Annotated in this window: 15 protein-coding genes; all 15 read left to right on the forward strand. The window is 49.7% G+C overall.

Features of this window, described 5'->3' with window-relative positions; genetic code table 11:
- Positions 1-37: 37 nt before the first annotated feature.
- The 15 genes from VI26_RS23820 (at position 38) to groES (ending at position 15,945) form a co-directional block, all read left to right on the forward strand.
- Positions 38-1,048, forward strand: a complete 1,011-nt coding sequence (locus VI26_RS23820; RefSeq protein ID WP_156183824.1) for an NAD(P)-dependent oxidoreductase — start codon at positions 38-40, stop codon at positions 1,046-1,048.
- Positions 1,041-1,859: a transketolase gene (locus VI26_RS09640; RefSeq protein WP_048409507.1), complete on the forward strand. Its 819-nt coding sequence runs from the start codon at positions 1,041-1,043 to the stop codon at positions 1,857-1,859. The genes VI26_RS23820 and VI26_RS09640 overlap by 8 nt, the downstream gene beginning before the upstream one ends.
- Positions 1,852-2,733 carry a transketolase family protein gene (locus VI26_RS09645; RefSeq protein WP_048409508.1) on the forward strand — a complete coding sequence of 294 codons (882 nt, stop codon included), beginning with the start codon at positions 1,852-1,854 and terminating at the stop codon, positions 2,731-2,733. Before VI26_RS09640 ends, VI26_RS09645 begins: the two co-directional genes overlap by 8 nt.
- Before the next feature lie 96 nt (positions 2,734-2,829).
- A complete protein-coding gene (locus tag VI26_RS09650) occupies positions 2,830-4,023 on the forward strand; it encodes a hypothetical protein (RefSeq protein ID WP_048409509.1) in 1,194 nt (397 codons plus the stop codon).
- Positions 4,023-4,853, forward strand: a complete 831-nt coding sequence (locus VI26_RS09655) for a glycosyltransferase (protein WP_048409510.1) — start codon at positions 4,023-4,025, stop codon at positions 4,851-4,853. The genes VI26_RS09650 and VI26_RS09655 overlap by 1 nt, the downstream gene beginning before the upstream one ends.
- Before the next feature lie 431 nt (positions 4,854-5,284).
- The gene (locus tag VI26_RS25315) at positions 5,285-5,533 is read left to right on the forward strand and encodes a DapH/DapD/GlmU-related protein (protein ID WP_369799202.1); all 249 of its coding nucleotides are present in this window, start codon (positions 5,285-5,287) and stop codon (positions 5,531-5,533) included.
- 47 nt (positions 5,534-5,580) lie between these two features.
- A complete protein-coding gene (locus VI26_RS09665) occupies positions 5,581-6,708 on the forward strand; it encodes an NAD(P)-dependent oxidoreductase (RefSeq protein ID WP_048409512.1) in 1,128 nt (375 codons plus the stop codon).
- Positions 6,705-7,649 carry a glycosyltransferase family 2 protein gene (locus tag VI26_RS09670; RefSeq protein ID WP_048409513.1) on the forward strand — a complete coding sequence of 315 codons (945 nt, stop codon included), beginning with the start codon at positions 6,705-6,707 and terminating at the stop codon, positions 7,647-7,649. The genes VI26_RS09665 and VI26_RS09670 overlap by 4 nt, the downstream gene beginning before the upstream one ends.
- Before the next feature lie 923 nt (positions 7,650-8,572).
- Positions 8,573-9,739 carry a hypothetical protein gene (locus VI26_RS09675; protein WP_048409514.1) on the forward strand — a complete coding sequence of 389 codons (1,167 nt, stop codon included), beginning with the start codon at positions 8,573-8,575 and terminating at the stop codon, positions 9,737-9,739.
- 3 nt (positions 9,740-9,742) lie between these two features.
- The gene (locus VI26_RS23830; protein WP_082150989.1) at positions 9,743-10,807 is read left to right on the forward strand and encodes a glycosyltransferase family 1 protein; all 1,065 of its coding nucleotides are present in this window, start codon (positions 9,743-9,745) and stop codon (positions 10,805-10,807) included.
- 123 nt (positions 10,808-10,930) lie between these two features.
- A complete protein-coding gene (locus VI26_RS23835) occupies positions 10,931-11,830 on the forward strand; it encodes a glycosyltransferase family 2 protein (RefSeq protein WP_197081430.1) in 900 nt (299 codons plus the stop codon).
- Between the two features lie 243 nt (positions 11,831-12,073).
- Complete coding sequence (locus VI26_RS23840; RefSeq protein ID WP_082150991.1) at positions 12,074-12,652, forward strand: serine O-acetyltransferase; 579 nt, start codon at positions 12,074-12,076, stop codon at positions 12,650-12,652.
- 2 nt (positions 12,653-12,654) lie between these two features.
- Entirely contained in the window at positions 12,655-13,632 is a 978-nt protein-coding gene (locus VI26_RS24495; RefSeq protein ID WP_156183825.1) for a hypothetical protein, read from the forward strand.
- A gap of 764 nt (positions 13,633-14,396) precedes the next feature.
- The gene (locus tag VI26_RS09690; RefSeq protein WP_048409517.1) at positions 14,397-15,506 is read left to right on the forward strand and encodes a glycosyltransferase; all 1,110 of its coding nucleotides are present in this window, start codon (positions 14,397-14,399) and stop codon (positions 15,504-15,506) included.
- 151 nt (positions 15,507-15,657) lie between these two features.
- Entirely contained in the window at positions 15,658-15,945 is a 288-nt protein-coding gene (groES, locus tag VI26_RS09695; RefSeq protein WP_048409518.1) for a co-chaperone GroES, read from the forward strand.
- Positions 15,946-15,973 lie beyond the last annotated feature (28 nt).

Here is a 15,973-nt window from a genome sequence, read left to right on the forward strand (position 1 = left end):
GCACTTGCCGGTTGAAGAGCTTGATCGAGTTGTCGACATGGTCGGCTCCCGCTGGGAGCAGTTGCGAGGTCAGAGGTTGTTATTGACCGGTGGTACTGGATTCATCGGTAAATGGCTCTTAGCGACTTTCTTACAAGCTAACAGGCAGTTGAATCTGGCTGCGCGCGTAGTTGTGCTAAGCCGTCGCCCAGAAGCTTTTCTTCAGGAGTTTCCCGAGCTGCGTGATGCTGCAGAGATTGAGTGGCTTGCAGGTGATGTGCGGGATCTTGCCCCAGAGGCTATTGGCGATTGTCGTTTCACCGTCCATGCTGCAACCGACGTTGTTGCCACAAGTGAGCCTGCTGAGATTCTGGATACGTGTATCACAGGAACACGTCGGGTGTTGGACGCTGCAATGGCTGGCGTGGCCCCGCGGCGCATGTTGTTGTTGAGCTCAGGTGCTGTTTACGGCCGCACACCGCCCGAGATGTCTGTGATTCCCGAAAGTTGGTGTGGCGCTCCGAATCCATTGGCCCCTGCGTCGGCTTACGGTGAGGGCAAGCGGGTGAGCGAGTTACTCTGCGCGATGGCCGCAGCGGAGCGGCCGGGGTTTGAGGTGGCAATCGCCCGTTGTTTCGCGTTCGTCGGCCCGTATTTGCCGCTTGATAAACATTTCGCGATCGGTAATTTCATTAGAGCCGCGATGCGCGGTGAGGATATTCAGATCCAGGGCGACGGTACTCCATTGCGAAGCTATCTGTACGCCACTGACCTTGTGCACTGGTTGTGGGTGATGTTGTTCGACGCACCAAGTGGCCGTGCCTATAACGTTGGCGGTACAGAGAGTTTGTCTATTGGTGAGTTGGCTCATCGCATTAACCGAGTTCTGGGCGGCCGTGGCGAGGTTCGCATTGCTCAGACTCCGTGTCCAGGGGCTGCTCCACAGGCTTATGTGCCATTGGTGGAGCGCATTGCCGCTGAGCTTGGGGCTGTCCCGACTGTAAGTCTGGATGATGCCATTCTTCGTACGGCCCGTTGGGCCCAATCTTCTCTGAATCGACATGAATAGCCTTCATATAGACAGTCGTGATCTTGCCCGGCGTATGCGCGTCCAGGCGTTGCAGATGGTGCACCGAGCTAGAGCTTCCCATATTGGCTCAGCTCTTTCGATCTGCGACATCGTTGCGGTGCTTTATGGACAGGTACTTCGTTTGGACCCGAAGCAGCCTGCAGCACAGCAGCGCGATCGTGTCATTCTTAGCAAGGGGCACGCTTGTGTCGCGATGTATGCGGCGCTGGCTGAGACAGGCTTTTTTCCAGTAAATGATCTTCTCAAGTATGGTGAGGATCACTCTGTGCTGATGAACCACATCAGCCACAAGGTACCTGGTGTTGAGTTCTCGACGGGGTCGCTTGGTCATGGCCTTCCTTTTGGAGCAGGCAAGGCACTGGCAGCCAAGCGTTTGAAGCAGGACTGGCGAACCTGCGTGCTGCTTAGCGATGGCGAATTGGGAGAAGGCTCCAATTGGGAGGCGATGATGTTTGCAGCTCATCATCATTTAGACAACCTCATTGCGATAGTCGATTACAACAAGCTGCAGAGTCTGACGACGGTTGACAAGACGTTGCGTGTCGAACCTCTGGCTGACAAGGCGCTTGCTTTTGGCTGGGCTGTCCGCGAGGTCGATGGCCATGATCACGCGGCGCTGGCGGAGCTCTTGGGCTCTACGCACAGGGAGCCGGGTAAGCCCTCGTTTGTGATTGCCCATACAACCAAGGGGAAGGGGGTTAGCTTCATGGAAAACAGCGTCGATTGGCATTACAAGTCACCGTCGGCAGAGCAACTTGCTCTCGCGCTGGAGGAGCTAAATCATGCGTAACGCATTCATCCAAGAACTGGTGGCTCTGGCCCGGCGACACCCACACATCGCACTGATAGTAGGTGATCTCGGTTACTCCGTCGTTGAACCCTTTGCCGACGAGTTTCCTGATCGTTTTATCAACGCGGGTGTTGCCGAGCAGAATATGACTGGTCTAGCCGCTGGCATGGCGTCGGAGGGCTATCATGTTTTCACCTATTCGATTGCCAACTTCCCAACTTTTCGCTGCGCGGAACAGATCCGCAACGATGTGGCATACCATAAGCTGCCAGTAACCGTGGTATCGGTAGGTGGCGGGCTCGCGTATGGTGCGTTGGGCTACTCACACCATGCGGTGCAAGACTATGCGCTAATGCGTACATTACCTAATATGCTGATCGCCGCACCTGGCGATCCGATGGAGGTACGGGCCTGTATGCATTTCCTGGTCGAAAATCCCAGTCCGTCGTACTTGAGACTGGGCAAGGCAGGTGAGCCGAACTTCCATCTGTCCCCCCCGGATGTTAGGCCTGGATGTTGGTTGAAGGTGAGGGAGGGCACAAGCCAGCGGGCAATGCTCACGACAGGAGCTGGTTTGCAGATCGCGATGGATTGGATCGTAAGGGAAGAACATGTAGATCGTGCGGTCTACTCTATGCCTTTGTGGTCGATGGCCGATAAGGCAACTCAGCTTGAACCTCTTCGTGCCTATACGGAAATTATGACACTGGAAGACCACCTTCAGGACGGTGGCTTTGGCTCATGGCTGCTGGAGGCAAAGGCGTTGCAGCCAGACATCAGTTGTGTCGTGAGGCCGGTAGCGCTAACTCCAGATGTCTGCGGTACAGTGGGGTCCCAGGCGACGCTGAACCGCCTCGGTGGCCTGTTGCCCTGAGTTGCGTCCTCATATCTTATGACTTCACAAGTTGAGACTATGCCGCCAGGTAGTGATGTGTGTGATGAGGCGACTCCGTGTCGTGGTATCGTGCGCGTGGCCTTGATTGCATGCCTACGTCTGTTGTCGGTATTGGCGGGTTTGGCTTACGTTAAGTACTACACCAACGCTCTGTCGTTGGAGCAGGTTGGTGCGTTTTTCTACCTGGGGACCTTAAGCTATGTGTTGAATGCCTTGGTTTTCGTCCCGGTTGACTCGTATATGCAGGCTCGTTTGTCAATTCTTGAGGCTCTGCCATGGCGCGCTCTGCTTCGTCTAGCAAGCGTTACGCTGCTGGTTGCCTTAGGTATTTGTGTGACCCTTAGTCTGCCATTTATTGCTATGGACTTGCTGGCTACACGTGACGTGCCGCTGCTCTATGGACTCGCAGCGTTGTTGTATCTTTGCTCGAGTCTGCGTAACTTGCTCAATATCCGTGGTCAAGGGACCTTCGCGGCCAGCATGATAGTGCTGGAGTCAGTGGCACGTCTGTTCGCATTTATACTGGCAGTTTGGGCTGTCGGGGCATCGGCGCGGTCATTGCTTTGCTCGTCTATCTTTGCGCTGGCGGTTGAACTCGTATTGCTGCTTTGGCAGGCGCGTCGTTCACTGCCGTTGTCGGACGATATGCAAGCTTTGGATCGACCGGCTCATGTGCTTCGCACGACATCGGCACTGGCAGGAGGGGCTGCCTCAAATACTGTTCAACTACAGGCCTATCGTGTGATTTTTCCAGCTGCGGGTCATAGCAATACAGCCGCGGCGTTGGGGGTTACGGCCAATATTGGGGCGGTAGCCATGAGTGCATGTGCACAGGTTTTTTCGCAGCTATTCTTGCCTAGGCTGTACCAGTCACGGGGGGCGTCGATTACCCAGTATGTCTGGGGAGGGGCTGCTATCACGATCGGTTTGCTGCTTATTGTATTGCCATTCTCTAACTTCATCGTGCGGCATTTAACACATGCCGAATACGTGCCCTACGCTGGAGCTATCGGGGTGGGTATCGTGATTGAAGCATGCAATATGGTGATTGGTGCGTACAGTGTGTATCTTACGCTGCACGGTCGGGCTGGCGTATTGTTCTTATTTCAACTGGGCGGTGCAGTGTTGTCCTTGACCGGTTGCCTGGCGCTTCTGTTCCAAGCGCCGGCCTCGCCCTTTGCGCTTGGACTGGTAGTTGCGGTATCTCAACTCGCAGTCACTCCCGCCTTGGCCTTCTATGTTCATCGACTTCTGAGAAGAAATACTTGATGTTCTCCAAACAAATCACCTTCGTGCTCTTCATGTTCAATGAAGAGGCACGTATTGAAAGAGCCGTTCGTAACTTCCTGCCGTATGGTCGCGTGCTGGTCGTTGACAACCATAGCACCGACCGAACTGTGGAAATCGCTAAATCTCTTGGGGCAGATGTCCTGCTTCACAAAAATCAAGGCTGGGTCGAAGACGAGCATACCACCTCAGTTGTGAAGTCCGTGGTACAGACACCGTGGCTGTATTGGGGGTTCTCGGATGAGATTGTCGACCGTGCCACTATGGATCAGATGATTGGTGTTATCGAGAGTGGCAAGTACTCGATTATTAATATCGCGCGCAAGAACTATTACTATGGCGAGTTTTGTCACGATGCTTATCGTAACACGCAGCATCGCGCCTTCAGGAAAGACGCTATCGACTTTCGTGGCAACGTTATTCACAGCTTTGGCAAAGCTACGGTGCCTGACTCTGATATTTGTTACATTGACCCGGATCGGTATTTTGTCCACCACTTCATTTCGAACACTGCGAAGAGCTACATGGGGTCGCTAGATAGGTATACCGATATAGAAGCCCGGCACACGCCTACGCTGTCACCGCTACTTCTAGTACTACGGGTGATCCGCGGTTTCCTAGGGCACTACTATCTGCGTGGTGGCCGCAAGGCGGGCCGAGCCGGTCTGTTTCTGGGTATGCAGATGGCGTTTTATAAGGTGTTGCTAGCTATGAAGTCCTACGAATACGAGCAACAGCTCGACACGCTGAACATTGAGGCACGCAACAATGCGCTACGTGATCGGCTGCTGCGGGATTTGGAAACCCGTTGAACTAAACTATGGATACCGCTGACACTTCTTCACCGCGTAGGTCTCTGCTTGTTCGCCTACGCGACAAGGATTGCTACGACATCCTCAATCTCCTCGGTGTGTTACGCGCGCGCTGGGTGACGCGGCTCTGGTATGCCCGATTCTTCGCAGTCATTGGACCGGGTAGCTGGATCAAGCCCTTGGCGCAGCTGTATGGGCCGGGGCGCATCACGCTGGGCTCGGCGGTTCGAGTTGAGAGGGACTGCATCCTATATTCGGTTAAGTGTAGTGGGAATGAGAGCTATGCTGGGCGTATTCGACTCGGTGACCGTGTCTTTCTGAATACACGCTGTAATCTGACGGCGGCTTTCGGAATCGATGTAGGTCGCGATGTGGCTTTCGGTCCTAATGTCTTTGTCTGCGACTTCGATCACGGCTATGAGCAACCTGGCATGAGTCGGTTGGCGACGCCAGTTCGCAGCAAGGGCCCTATCGTACTGGGAGAGCGCTGTTGGGTCGGTGCCAACGTCAGTATTACCAGTGGAGTGACGCTGGGCCATGATTGCGTAGTGGGGGCTAACAGCGTAGTGACACATAGTTTCCCTCCATACACTATTCTCGCCGGCGTGCCTGCACGCGCGCTACGACACCTAGATTTAGCGAGTGGCCAGTGGGTCCGTGTGGACGACGCGGATAGTTAATTGAGCGTGCCGGCTCTTCCTGACACAATCATCGAAAGACAATTATCATGAACATCCTTATCACCGGCGGTGCTGGATTCATTGGCGCCAACCTAGTTACTCGGCTGCATGCCGAGGGTCATTCGCTGCGCGTGCTTGACACGCTATCTCCTCAGATTCATGGGGTGGATCCGTCACAGTCACCGCTACGCTGCCAGATTGAGGGTAAGTGCGAGTTCCTCCAAGGTGACGTAACCGACCGAGCTATTGTTGACTCCGCATTGGAGGGGTGTGACGCCGTGGTACACCTAGCCGCTGAGACCGGTACGGGGCAGTCGATGTATGAAGTGGCTCACTACTGCCATACCAACGTGCAAGGCACTGCTGTACTGTTGGAAGCGATCGCCGCTCGCAAGAGCACTATTCGCCGCGTAGTCGTTGCGTCATCACGCGCGGTCTACGGCGAGGGGCGTTACGAGCTCGACGAGAAATACGTCTATCCTACCGGCCGCTTTGAGGCTGATTTGTCACATGGTAAATTCGAGCCTCGCTGCCCGGATACCGGCAGAGAACTGAAGGTTGTTGCTACGGATGAGGGCTCGCGTATTCAACCGAACTCTATCTATGGTTTAACCAAATACACGCAGGAACACATGACCCTGCTGAACTGTAAGGCTTTGGGCATCGGGGCCGTAGCGTTGCGCTTCCAAAATGTCTATGGACCAGGCCAGTCTCTTTCCAATCCATATACGGGCATACTGTCGATCTTCTCGACTCGTATCCGTCATGGTCGTGGTATTGATATTTATGAGGACGGCGAAGAGAGCCGTGACTTCGTATATATTGATGATGTCGTTGAATCGTTGGTACTGGCGCTGAGGAACGAGGAGGCAACAGGTGAGGCTTTCGGGATCGGTACGGGTATAGCCACAAGCGTCATGACGGTCGCGCGGACACTTGTCGATCTATACGGTATTGAGGTGCCGTTGACAGTGACTGGGGCCTATCGTGTTGGCGATATTCGCCACAACTTCGCGGACATCGCGAAAGCGGAACGTTTGCTGGGCTTCAAGGCCCGCATACCGTTCCGCGAGGGTATTACCCGGTTTGTGCAATGGGTGCTTGAGCAGCCTATTCAAATAGATACCTATGGAGAAAGCGTTGAGTCGTTGAAGAAACGGGGTCTCTTCAAATGACCATGCCTGCATCCCAGAAAATTGGCATTGTTACCGTTTTGTATAACAGTGATGAGGTGCTGCCCGGATTCTTCGCCAGTTTGGCGAAGCAGGAGGGGATCCAGTATCGGCTGTATGTGATTGACAACGGTACAACGGATAGTGGCACGCGCCTGTCAGAGGCTCTCTCCGCAGAATATGATATTGATGCGGTTTGCGTGTTTAATAATGCTAACGTCGGGGTTGCCAAGGGGAATAACCAAGGCATCGAACTAGCTTTGAGGGATGGTTGCACCCAGGTGCTGCTGGCCAACAATGATACCGAGTTTGAGTCGACAACGATTCTAGACCTCTGGAAGATGTTGGATGGTGGCCGGGAACAGGTGGTGACACCCAAAATTTATTACTATGAGGGTGAAAGGCTGATCTGGTATGGAGGGGGCCACATTAATGCGTGGCTGATGCGCACGCCACATTATGGTGACGGGGAAACTGACCGGGGCCAGCTGGATCATCAGCAGTACGTGCACTACGCACCAACCTGTTTTATGCTTCTCACGCGTGCTGTCTTCGAACAGATTGGTTTCATGGATGAGCGTTACTTTGTATACAGTGATGATACGGACTTCGTCTGGCGTATGCATCGGCATGGACTTCGCATCCGTTATGCTCCAGGGGTGCATGTTTTGCATAAAATCAGTTCGTCAACGGGAGGCGGATTGTCACCATTTTCTCTGTACTATACAAATCGTAACCGTATTTTCTTCATCCGTAAAAACCTACGTGGCATGCAGAAACTGGTCGCTCTAGTTTACGTGTTGTTGACTCGATTGCCGAGGCTCGGGCTGCTACCGAAGAATTTGTCAGAACGTGGCTGGGCTGGAATTCGTGAAGGCTTCACGTTGGATGTACAAAAGGAGGCTGATGCTGGCATCCTGCGTGGCCCTGGAAAAGTGGGTTGATTCGAGTATATTGACACTTAATCCTTTGTCGGAATAAAACCGTTTGGTGACTTCGCCTCCACGAACTCTTTAGCCCATCCACTTGCGCGGCTTGCTTGGTGTAAACTGTAGAGCGCTTCCAGTAGGGGCTTGTGGCAAGGCGAAGTTAAGGCTTTAAATTTAGAAGCTGCGAGATGTGGTATTAATCATTGTGAGGACAGGCCTTCCCCGTGAAGGAGGATATGGCTGTGGTGTAAGTGGATGGGGCAAGATTAATAAATGTCGCCAAACGTAGTTACAGATTGGCGGTTTGTCTTTATTGGATTGTGTCTTGGTATATTAGTCTTTCTTAAAAGGTTTTGTGATTTTTCAAAAATGTCGGAATTTATTCTGAATTCTGCCGTGCGGATGGGCTGTGCTTTTTATTCACCTTCCCAGTGGGAGTGAGTTGATATACATCTGTAGAAGTGTTTTTGTCTACCCTCTGTGATACTTAGGTGAGCCGGGCTCTTTGCAGATAGCTCTGCCTCGCCAATTGCTGGTACGCCCGCGATGCTATTTGCTGCTTTAGGGTGTTGCGGAATGCTCTCCGTATATGTGGAGAAGGCTGCTCTCGACGTGAGTGCTGGATTTTCGATGGGGGGGAGAGTAACAAAATCGGAAAGTAGCAGAGAGCAACATGGTCGCGACCGGCAAGGATGGTGATGGCTCATTCATTCGTGGCAATACAAGCGGGCATGGCACAATAAGGGTTTTAGTAAACATCCCTCGAGACTTGGTCTTGGATTTGGCTGATGAAATGGGGGGGCTTAATTTTTAGAGGTGAACTATCCTTAGATAAGTATTCTGGCCGAAAAGTTCTATTTAAGTGAGAATTTCAATACTCGGATAGATAATTAGTCAGAGGTGCTAAAGATCCATTTTGGTATAGACGGGTTCTCCCAATGCTATTGTTTTTTGTGCTAATTATCTTTTTTCTTCTTCATATTCAGTTTCTGTTGAGGAACCTGTTTTTTGGTGTTTCTGAACTGCCCTATTTTAACTTCACCCTAACCTATCCTTACGGCAGGGAAACGACTATTGAGAGTTTGATTTTCTCGGTTAGTTGTGCCGCCACGTTTGCGGTGGGGTACAAGGTCAGCCAGCTCTTATTGGTTCGTCGACAGTCAATCACTTTGATCCAGCTTTATTCCCCTACTAGTGTACACATTTGGATTGCGAATTTATTCGCTATCATTTCTATTGGCTACATGCTTACTCTTGGGCTTATGACTGGGTTTGATTATGGGGCCATGGTGAATGCACGAGAGGTTAATTCATTTGTTTTAGAGCTTAGAGTAGTCTTTTTGTTGCTGCTATCGCAATTCACGCTAAATTTAGGCTTAAAAGATTTCTTTTCGGCGGCTAGATTTAGACTTACACGTAAGCTTCTGTATTTATATATTCTTTCTGCCCTCCTTTTTCAGGCTCGTTCAATCGTTTTCGAAGTGATTGCTGTTCTGGTTTTTGTTCATGTTGTATGGAATCGGGACCGTGTCAAGTTGGTGTATGTCTTTGGTGTTTTTGTAGGTCTTTTGGTTCCAAATTTGATTGTTCTTGGACGCTTGGGAGTGCCAGATGATCTAAAGGAATTGGTCGATGGGTTGTTCTCGTTTGAGTACTCAATAATTTTCAACAATTTTCTTTCAGCTGCAATAGAGCAAGGCAGTGTTCATATGGCCAGTTATAGCTTTATGCCGACGCTGCAAATGCTTGTTCCCTCGCCTATTCGCGATTTACTTAGTTGGAGTGTTGAAAAGTCTGACTACTATGTAGAGCTATCTGAGTTGGCGGATATCCGAGGTGGTGGCTTTTCGCTACTTGCGGAGATGTTTTCCAATTTTGGTTGGTCGGCAGTTACTGTTTTTCTCGGCCTGGGGGTGTGGATTGGGTACTTTAATGGAATGGCAAGAAGAGCCGGACAGGTCAGTATTCCGATAGCGGCTGCCCCACTTCTTTATGTCAGTTTCATTCTTGTTTTTAGGAATGACTTTGGCGTTTTCCTGAAATACTGCATCCAGCTACTTATTATTGCTTGGTTTTTGCAGTACATGATTCCAAGGAAAAGATAAATTATGTCTATTGTGTTTGATAATATCATATTCTCTCTGCAGCGTTCAGGAGGAGGGAGCCGTTTTTGGGCAAATATTATTGAGCCCCATCTTTCCCGGCTGGATGTGGCTTTTATAGAGCATCCTGGCGCCCATAATAATCTCTACCAGCAGAAAATCACTAGTTCGCCTCTGTTGCGGGACCATGCTCTGCCATTGAGTGTCGCTCGCTATCTAAATTTCAATCGGAAATTTTTCAAGTCGCGGAAATATGTCTTTCATTCCAGCTATTTTCGGGTCAATGCTGATCGTAATTGCATCAATATTACAACGGTCCATGATTTGATCTACGAGAAGTTTCTTTCGGGGGCTGGCGCTGTTATTCACAAGCATCAAAAAAGAAAAGCACTACAGTGCTCAGATGTGATCGTGTGTGTATCCGAGCACACAAAAAAAGATTTACTGGACTTTTATCCATTTTGCCAGGGCAAGGAGCTGGTCGTTATTCGCAACGGTGTAGAGCCCTTGACATTCGCAGGGGACAAGATCGCTCCGGTTGTCGACATGGTGCGGCCTTATTTCTTATATGTAGGGCATCGTGGCGAGCTTAAGGGCTTTCATCTTATTTATGATGCTCTTGAAAGCATTGGCAATGACTTTGACTGTATTGTAGTTGGGGCGCCATTTTCGGAGGAAGAGTCTAGGCTTTTGGTACAGCGTGGACTAACTGATCGTGTTGTAAATGTAGGCCGTGTCAGCGATGCTGAGTTAGCCCGATATTATGCTCAAGCTCAGTTTTTCTTTTTCCCCTCTCTGTATGAAGGTTTTGGTATTCCGCCGCTTGAAGCTATGGCTGCTGGTTGTCCCGTTGTTGCTTCTAATCGCTCCTCTATACCTGAGGTTGTAGGTGATGCTGCCATTCTTTTTGATCCGGATGACCCCGATTCATTGGGGCAGGCATTAATTGATGTTCAGAATGGTAGTGTCAGGCAAGAGCTTATTGACAAGGGTGGTAAAAGGGTTATGGATTTTGGCTGGGGTGCTGCAGTGTCGGGCTATGCTCAGCTGTATAGTGATTTGCTGATTTGAGGTGTGATGCGTGTTTGGGGATAATCAATGCACATTCAAGCTAAAAGGATTTGAATTTGGAGTGTTGTGTTTAAAATTGTTGGGTAGTAATTGTTATGCAATGCTTTAAAGGGGTTAATGGAAATGCTTGATCTGACTGTGATTATTCTAACTAAAAATGAAGAGAAGCACTTGGCTCGATGCTTGGAAAGTATTAAAGGGATCGCGCGAGATATTGTTGTTGTTGATAGCTTGTCTACGGATGGAACAAAGAGAATTGCAATTTCTAGTGGTGCCAATTTTTTAGAAAATGAATTTATCAACCATTCCATTCAGTTTAACTGGGCTCTTGAGCATGCGGATATTCAAACGGAGTGGGTGATGAGGCTGGATGCCGATGAGGTTGTTACTGCAGAGCTGAAAGAGGCCTTGCCTGATTATATAAAGGGTCTTAAGCCAGAGGTGTGTGGAATAACCATTAATCGACAGTTTCATTTTATGGGTAAATTTATTCGTCACGGTGGCATTTACCCGGTTCGCCAGCTTCGAATTTGGCGAACTGGTAAGGGGGTCTGTGAGAGCCGCTGGATGGATGAGCATATTGTGGTGAATGGTGATATCGAGCACCTAAATGAGGATATCGCAGATATTAATCTGAATAATTTATCATGGTGGATCGAAAAACATAATCACTATGCTACGCGCGAGGCTATTGATATGCTTCTTTTGGAGCGGTCTGGAAGTTATGGTGAGGGCTGCGATGGGTATCGAGCTAGTTTGAATGCACGGGTCAAGAGGCAGCTAAAGAATAGAATTTATTCTCGAATTCCTGGCGAAGTACGGTCCTTTATGTACTTTATTTATCGTTATGTTTTGAAAGCTGGTTTTCTGGATGGCAGGAAAGGACTTATTTTCCATTTTCTTCATGCTTTTTGGTATCGACTGCTGGTGGATGCAAAAATTAATGAGATATACTATTTAATGGATGTCCGCCGGCAAAGTGTGGAAGATGTGGTTAAGGCGGAGTATGGTTATGATGTATAGTTTGTGGTTTGTTTTTCGGTCAAGTTTTAGCTGTCTGATGTTGTTTTTATAAAGTAGTTTTAGGGGTGCTGTATTGCGTTAATATTGAAAATGTAACGGCTTTTTTATGGCTGCACACTACTATGTAGTGGTGCATGTTTTTTAATTTTTGGAGGGGCTTGATGGTATTGATTTTTTTCTTTTCAGAAAAGAAGCTGGGTTTCTTGTCGAGCCCGTATTCTGGGCCTTTAGGTTGACCAATCTATGAGTGTACTTTCTGACCTTCTGGATGCGGATTGGGCGCGGTTGTGTTTGCTCTCTGGGGGGGGGCTACGCCCGAGGCTCTGGCGGCACGTTTTATCACCTCGTTTTGCGCCGGTGTTACTAATTCGTACTGCTCAATGTTTGCACGCGGCGAACTGGCCGCGTTTGGCAAAATTACCGGCACTTGTGAATTTTGTATTGTTTGGTATTGAAGTTCCGCCACGTATGCATATCGGCCCTGGACTTGTTCTGATGCATACTCAGGGAACTGTACTTGGCGCTGCAACTATTGGTGCGAACGTTACGCTATATCATCAGGTTACCCTGGGGGCAAAAGATATAGATTTTACCTATACAATGTCCATGCGCCCTATTGTGGAAGATGGCGTCGTTATCGGTTCTGGTGCAAAGGTCTTGGGGGGGGTGACTCTAGGGCAGGGCTGTGTTGTGGGGGCTAACTCTGTTGTGCTTAATGATGTGCCGGTGAACTATGTTGCAGTGGGGATCCCTGCAAAAAACCTTCCTCCTGAGGCTGAACGTTCACATGAGCCGACCATTGATCAATCAATAACAATGTAATTATGCAACTACGGACTCTTCTGATCGCGCCTCGATTCTTTGGTTATGAGCTTGAGATTGCGGCTGAGTTAACCCGACAGGGTATGCTAGTGGACTTTCTTCCGGACCGCCCTTCCAACAATTCTTTTCTCAAGGCAGTCATGCGTTTCCGGCCTGAGTGGGGGGGGCATCAAATATCAGATCGTTTTTTTGTCAAACAAGTAAATGTACTCGGCCGTGATGACTATGCGTTGATTATTGTAGTGCAGGGAGAGGGTGTTACTGGGCGTACGCTGACATCTTTACGCGCCGCATTTCCACGGGCGAAGATGGTTTTTTATACTTGGGACTCTATTGAGAATAAGCCGTTCTCGAGGCGAAATCTTTCCCATTACGACAGTTGTTCTACTTTTGACCCTGTGGACGCGAAGACGTATGGGATGAATTTTCGTCCATTATTTTTTTCTCCGGGTTTTGACCGGGCACTGCCAACAAGTTTTAGTTATGACCTCTCTTTTATTGGAACAATACACTCTGATCGTTATAAGATCATTCAGTCATTGATGCAGCAAATGCCGTTAAATTCAAAGGCATTTGTTTACTTGTACTTGCAGGCACCGTGGGTGTTTGATTTGCGTCGAATATTTACTGGAACATTGCCTAATGCACGACGCGAAGAGTTTAGTTTCGAGCCTCTAGGGAAAAAACATGTGCAAGATATTTTTTTTAGCTCACGTACAGTGCTTGATATCGAGCACCCCTTGCAACGTGGCGCTACCATGCGCACAATGGAGGCACTCGGTAGTCATCGAAAAATGATAACGACTAATACCGCTTTAAGGGATTATGATTTTTTTAATCCTAGCAACATTCATATTATTGATCGCAAGACACCTCGCCTTGATCAAGATTTTCTACGGTTGCCCTTTGTCGATGTGCAGGAAAGTGTTCGGCAAAAGTATTCTCTACGTCAATGGGTTTATGATATTTGCAAGTTTTGAGAATGCTACTGCCCCCGCCCAAATATACAAAAAATAGTTAGCATAGGGGGCAAGGTGCTTACAAGCACAATCTTGCTTGCCTATGAGCAGATCATTACCAGCATCAACGAAGCCGACGTCGGCTTGTCTGTTGTCAATTGTGGCGCAAGCACGGTACCTCTAAGGTGTGCGCCGAGATTGTGGCATGGACGTCTACGAAATCCGTCCCCTTAAGCGGCTTGTAGGCGTGAACAGACGCCTCAAGCGACTGGTATTGTGATCTGCGTTCCCACCAATAAGGAGAGAAATCTTAGATTTACAAGGTCTTGGGACTGTCCTGATCCATGGCCCCTCTCCGCCGATGCCAAGTCACTCTCTGAAAAGTTAGGTAAATTTGCCTTGGACTCTAACTGTGACTGGAAATTGGGAGCGACGCGCCACTGTCAGGGATGGCTGTGTACGAAGTGGTATAGGACGTCGTCAGGTTAGGGTAGGGGCAAGGCTGCTGGCGTGATTGAGAGCATCTGGGAGGGCGATGACTCTGCTGCTGTCAGCCATCCAGTTGAGCACAAAGTTGCCACCTGTGAAGCCGGAGCTGCCTGCCATGCGGATAGCTATATGAAAATTCAGAAATATGTATAATGCATGATGTTGGTGTCTTGAGTTTTGTTCCATGAAAGCAGTGGCTTGAAAATGGCATGGACCTTACAATAAGGAATTCAATTTTCTCGTCCTCGGATGGTACTAAATATATCGGCATCGCCAAATATTGAAGAGACGCCTAAATGTTACAAATTCTATTACTGGCTACGTTTTTATCATTGCTTGTTGGTATGTGCTTGATCCATTTTGCCCACCTGCACGAGCGTTTTTCTGCTGATCATGACTTGGGGGGTGTGCAAAAATTCCATGCCCGACCCGTGCCGCGTATTGGGGGAGTGCCAATTGCTGCTGGTTTGGTGGCCGGCTGCAGTTTGTTGGCTTGGCTACAGAGCGATACTTTGCCGTTGTTGCTATTGGTAGTGGCGCTGCCTGCTTTTGCGGCAGGAATGCTTGAAGATGTTACCAAGAAGGTTGGGCCGTTGCCGCGGTTGCTGGCAACTTTTGTTGCAGCGATTTTGGGCTATTTGATGCTCGGTGCTGGGTTGCAGCGTTTGGATGTCCCTTTCGTGGATGGCTTGTTGTCGCATTTTTGGGTGTTGTCTATGTTGTTGACTATCATCGCCGTTGGTGGGGTAGCGCATGCCGTCAACATCATTGATGGCTACAACGGCTTGTCTGGGGTTGTGTCCATCTTCATTTTTCTGGCAATGGCATATGTTGCTTTCAAGGTACAAGATGCTGCTTTGATGGGGGTTTGTTTTGCTATGGTAGGTGCGATTGCCGGATTCTTGTTTTGGAACTTTCCGCGCGGATTGATTTTTGCCGGTGATGGTGGAGCTTACTTAGTGGGCTTCATGATCGCAGAAGTGGCAGTGCTGTTGGTCGCTCGCCATCCACAAGTCTCGCCTTGGTTTCCACTGCTGTGTGTGATCTACCCAGTGTTTGAAACTTTGTTTTCGATCTATCGTCGTAAATTTCTACAAGGGAGAAGGGTGGGCTATCCGGACGCGCTGCATCTGCATCAACTGGTTTATATGCGCTTGGTTCGCTGGATGGTGGGCTCAAAGGATGCCGACCATAAAACCATGCGTAATAGCCTAACCTCCCCATACTTGTGGGCTTTGTCTTCGGTGTCGGTTGTGCCTGCCATGCTGTTCTGGAACAGCACCCCTATGCTGGTTGGGTTTGCGCTGGTGTTCATGTTTACCTACGTTCGCCTGTATCAGATGATCATTCGTTTTCGCTCCCCGCGTTGGATGCTGTTGCGTAAGTCTCTTCGGAAAGTGCGGTAAATTTCTGAGCCAGTCGAGATTTGCATCCGCCTGGCTCTTGAAAACCCTCCCGCTCGTCCCTATCATTAGCACTCGTAGCAGGTGAGTGCTAACGCTCGCCTCAACTCAAACAGGTTTCAACTCTCAACAGCCACTGTAACAGGAGAGATCCATGGCAATTCGTCCTTTGCACGACCGTGTTGTTATCAAGCGCCTCGAGGCTGAAGAAAAAACCGCTTCCGGCATCGTTCTGCCGGGTGCAGCCGCTGAGAAGCCGGACATGGGCCAGGTGCTGGCCGTAGGCAACGGCAAGATCTTGGAAAACGGCGAGCGTCGTGCGCTGGAGCTGAAGGTTGGCGACAAGGTCATCTTCGGCAAGTACTCCGGCCAGACCGTCAAGGTTGATGGCGATGAAGTCCTCGTGATGCGCGAGGAAGATGTAATGGGCATCGTTGAGTAATCCGACCCGCATCTGAACTTCCCTACAC

The sequence above is a fragment of the Chromobacterium sp. LK1 genome, from assembly GCF_001043555.1.
GTDB classification, from domain to species: Bacteria; Pseudomonadota; Gammaproteobacteria; order Burkholderiales; family Chromobacteriaceae; genus Chromobacterium; species Chromobacterium aquaticum.

Coding starts and splice junctions, on each gene's coding strand:
- VI26_RS23820 (WP_156183824.1), top strand. CDS start 38: ATGGTCGGCTCCCGCTGGGAGCAGTTGCGAGGTCAGAGGTTGTTATTG.
- VI26_RS09640 (WP_048409507.1), top strand. CDS start 1,041: ATGAATAGCCTTCATATAGACAGTCGTGATCTTGCCCGGCGTATGCGC.
- VI26_RS09645 (WP_048409508.1), top strand. CDS start 1,852: ATGCGTAACGCATTCATCCAAGAACTGGTGGCTCTGGCCCGGCGACAC.
- VI26_RS09655 (WP_048409510.1), top strand. CDS start 4,023: ATGTTCTCCAAACAAATCACCTTCGTGCTCTTCATGTTCAATGAAGAG.
- VI26_RS25315 (WP_369799202.1), top strand. CDS start 5,285: ATGAGTCGGTTGGCGACGCCAGTTCGCAGCAAGGGCCCTATCGTACTG.
- VI26_RS09665 (WP_048409512.1), top strand. CDS start 5,581: ATGAACATCCTTATCACCGGCGGTGCTGGATTCATTGGCGCCAACCTA.
- VI26_RS09670 (WP_048409513.1), top strand. CDS start 6,705: ATGACCATGCCTGCATCCCAGAAAATTGGCATTGTTACCGTTTTGTAT.
- VI26_RS09675 (WP_048409514.1), top strand. CDS start 8,573: ATGCTATTGTTTTTTGTGCTAATTATCTTTTTTCTTCTTCATATTCAG.
- VI26_RS23830 (WP_082150989.1), top strand. CDS start 9,743: ATGTCTATTGTGTTTGATAATATCATATTCTCTCTGCAGCGTTCAGGA.
- VI26_RS23835 (WP_197081430.1), top strand. CDS start 10,931: ATGCTTGATCTGACTGTGATTATTCTAACTAAAAATGAAGAGAAGCAC.
- VI26_RS23840 (WP_082150991.1), top strand. CDS start 12,074: ATGAGTGTACTTTCTGACCTTCTGGATGCGGATTGGGCGCGGTTGTGT.
- VI26_RS24495 (WP_156183825.1), top strand. CDS start 12,655: ATGCAACTACGGACTCTTCTGATCGCGCCTCGATTCTTTGGTTATGAG.
- VI26_RS09690 (WP_048409517.1), top strand. CDS start 14,397: ATGTTACAAATTCTATTACTGGCTACGTTTTTATCATTGCTTGTTGGT.
- groES (WP_048409518.1), top strand. CDS start 15,658: ATGGCAATTCGTCCTTTGCACGACCGTGTTGTTATCAAGCGCCTCGAG.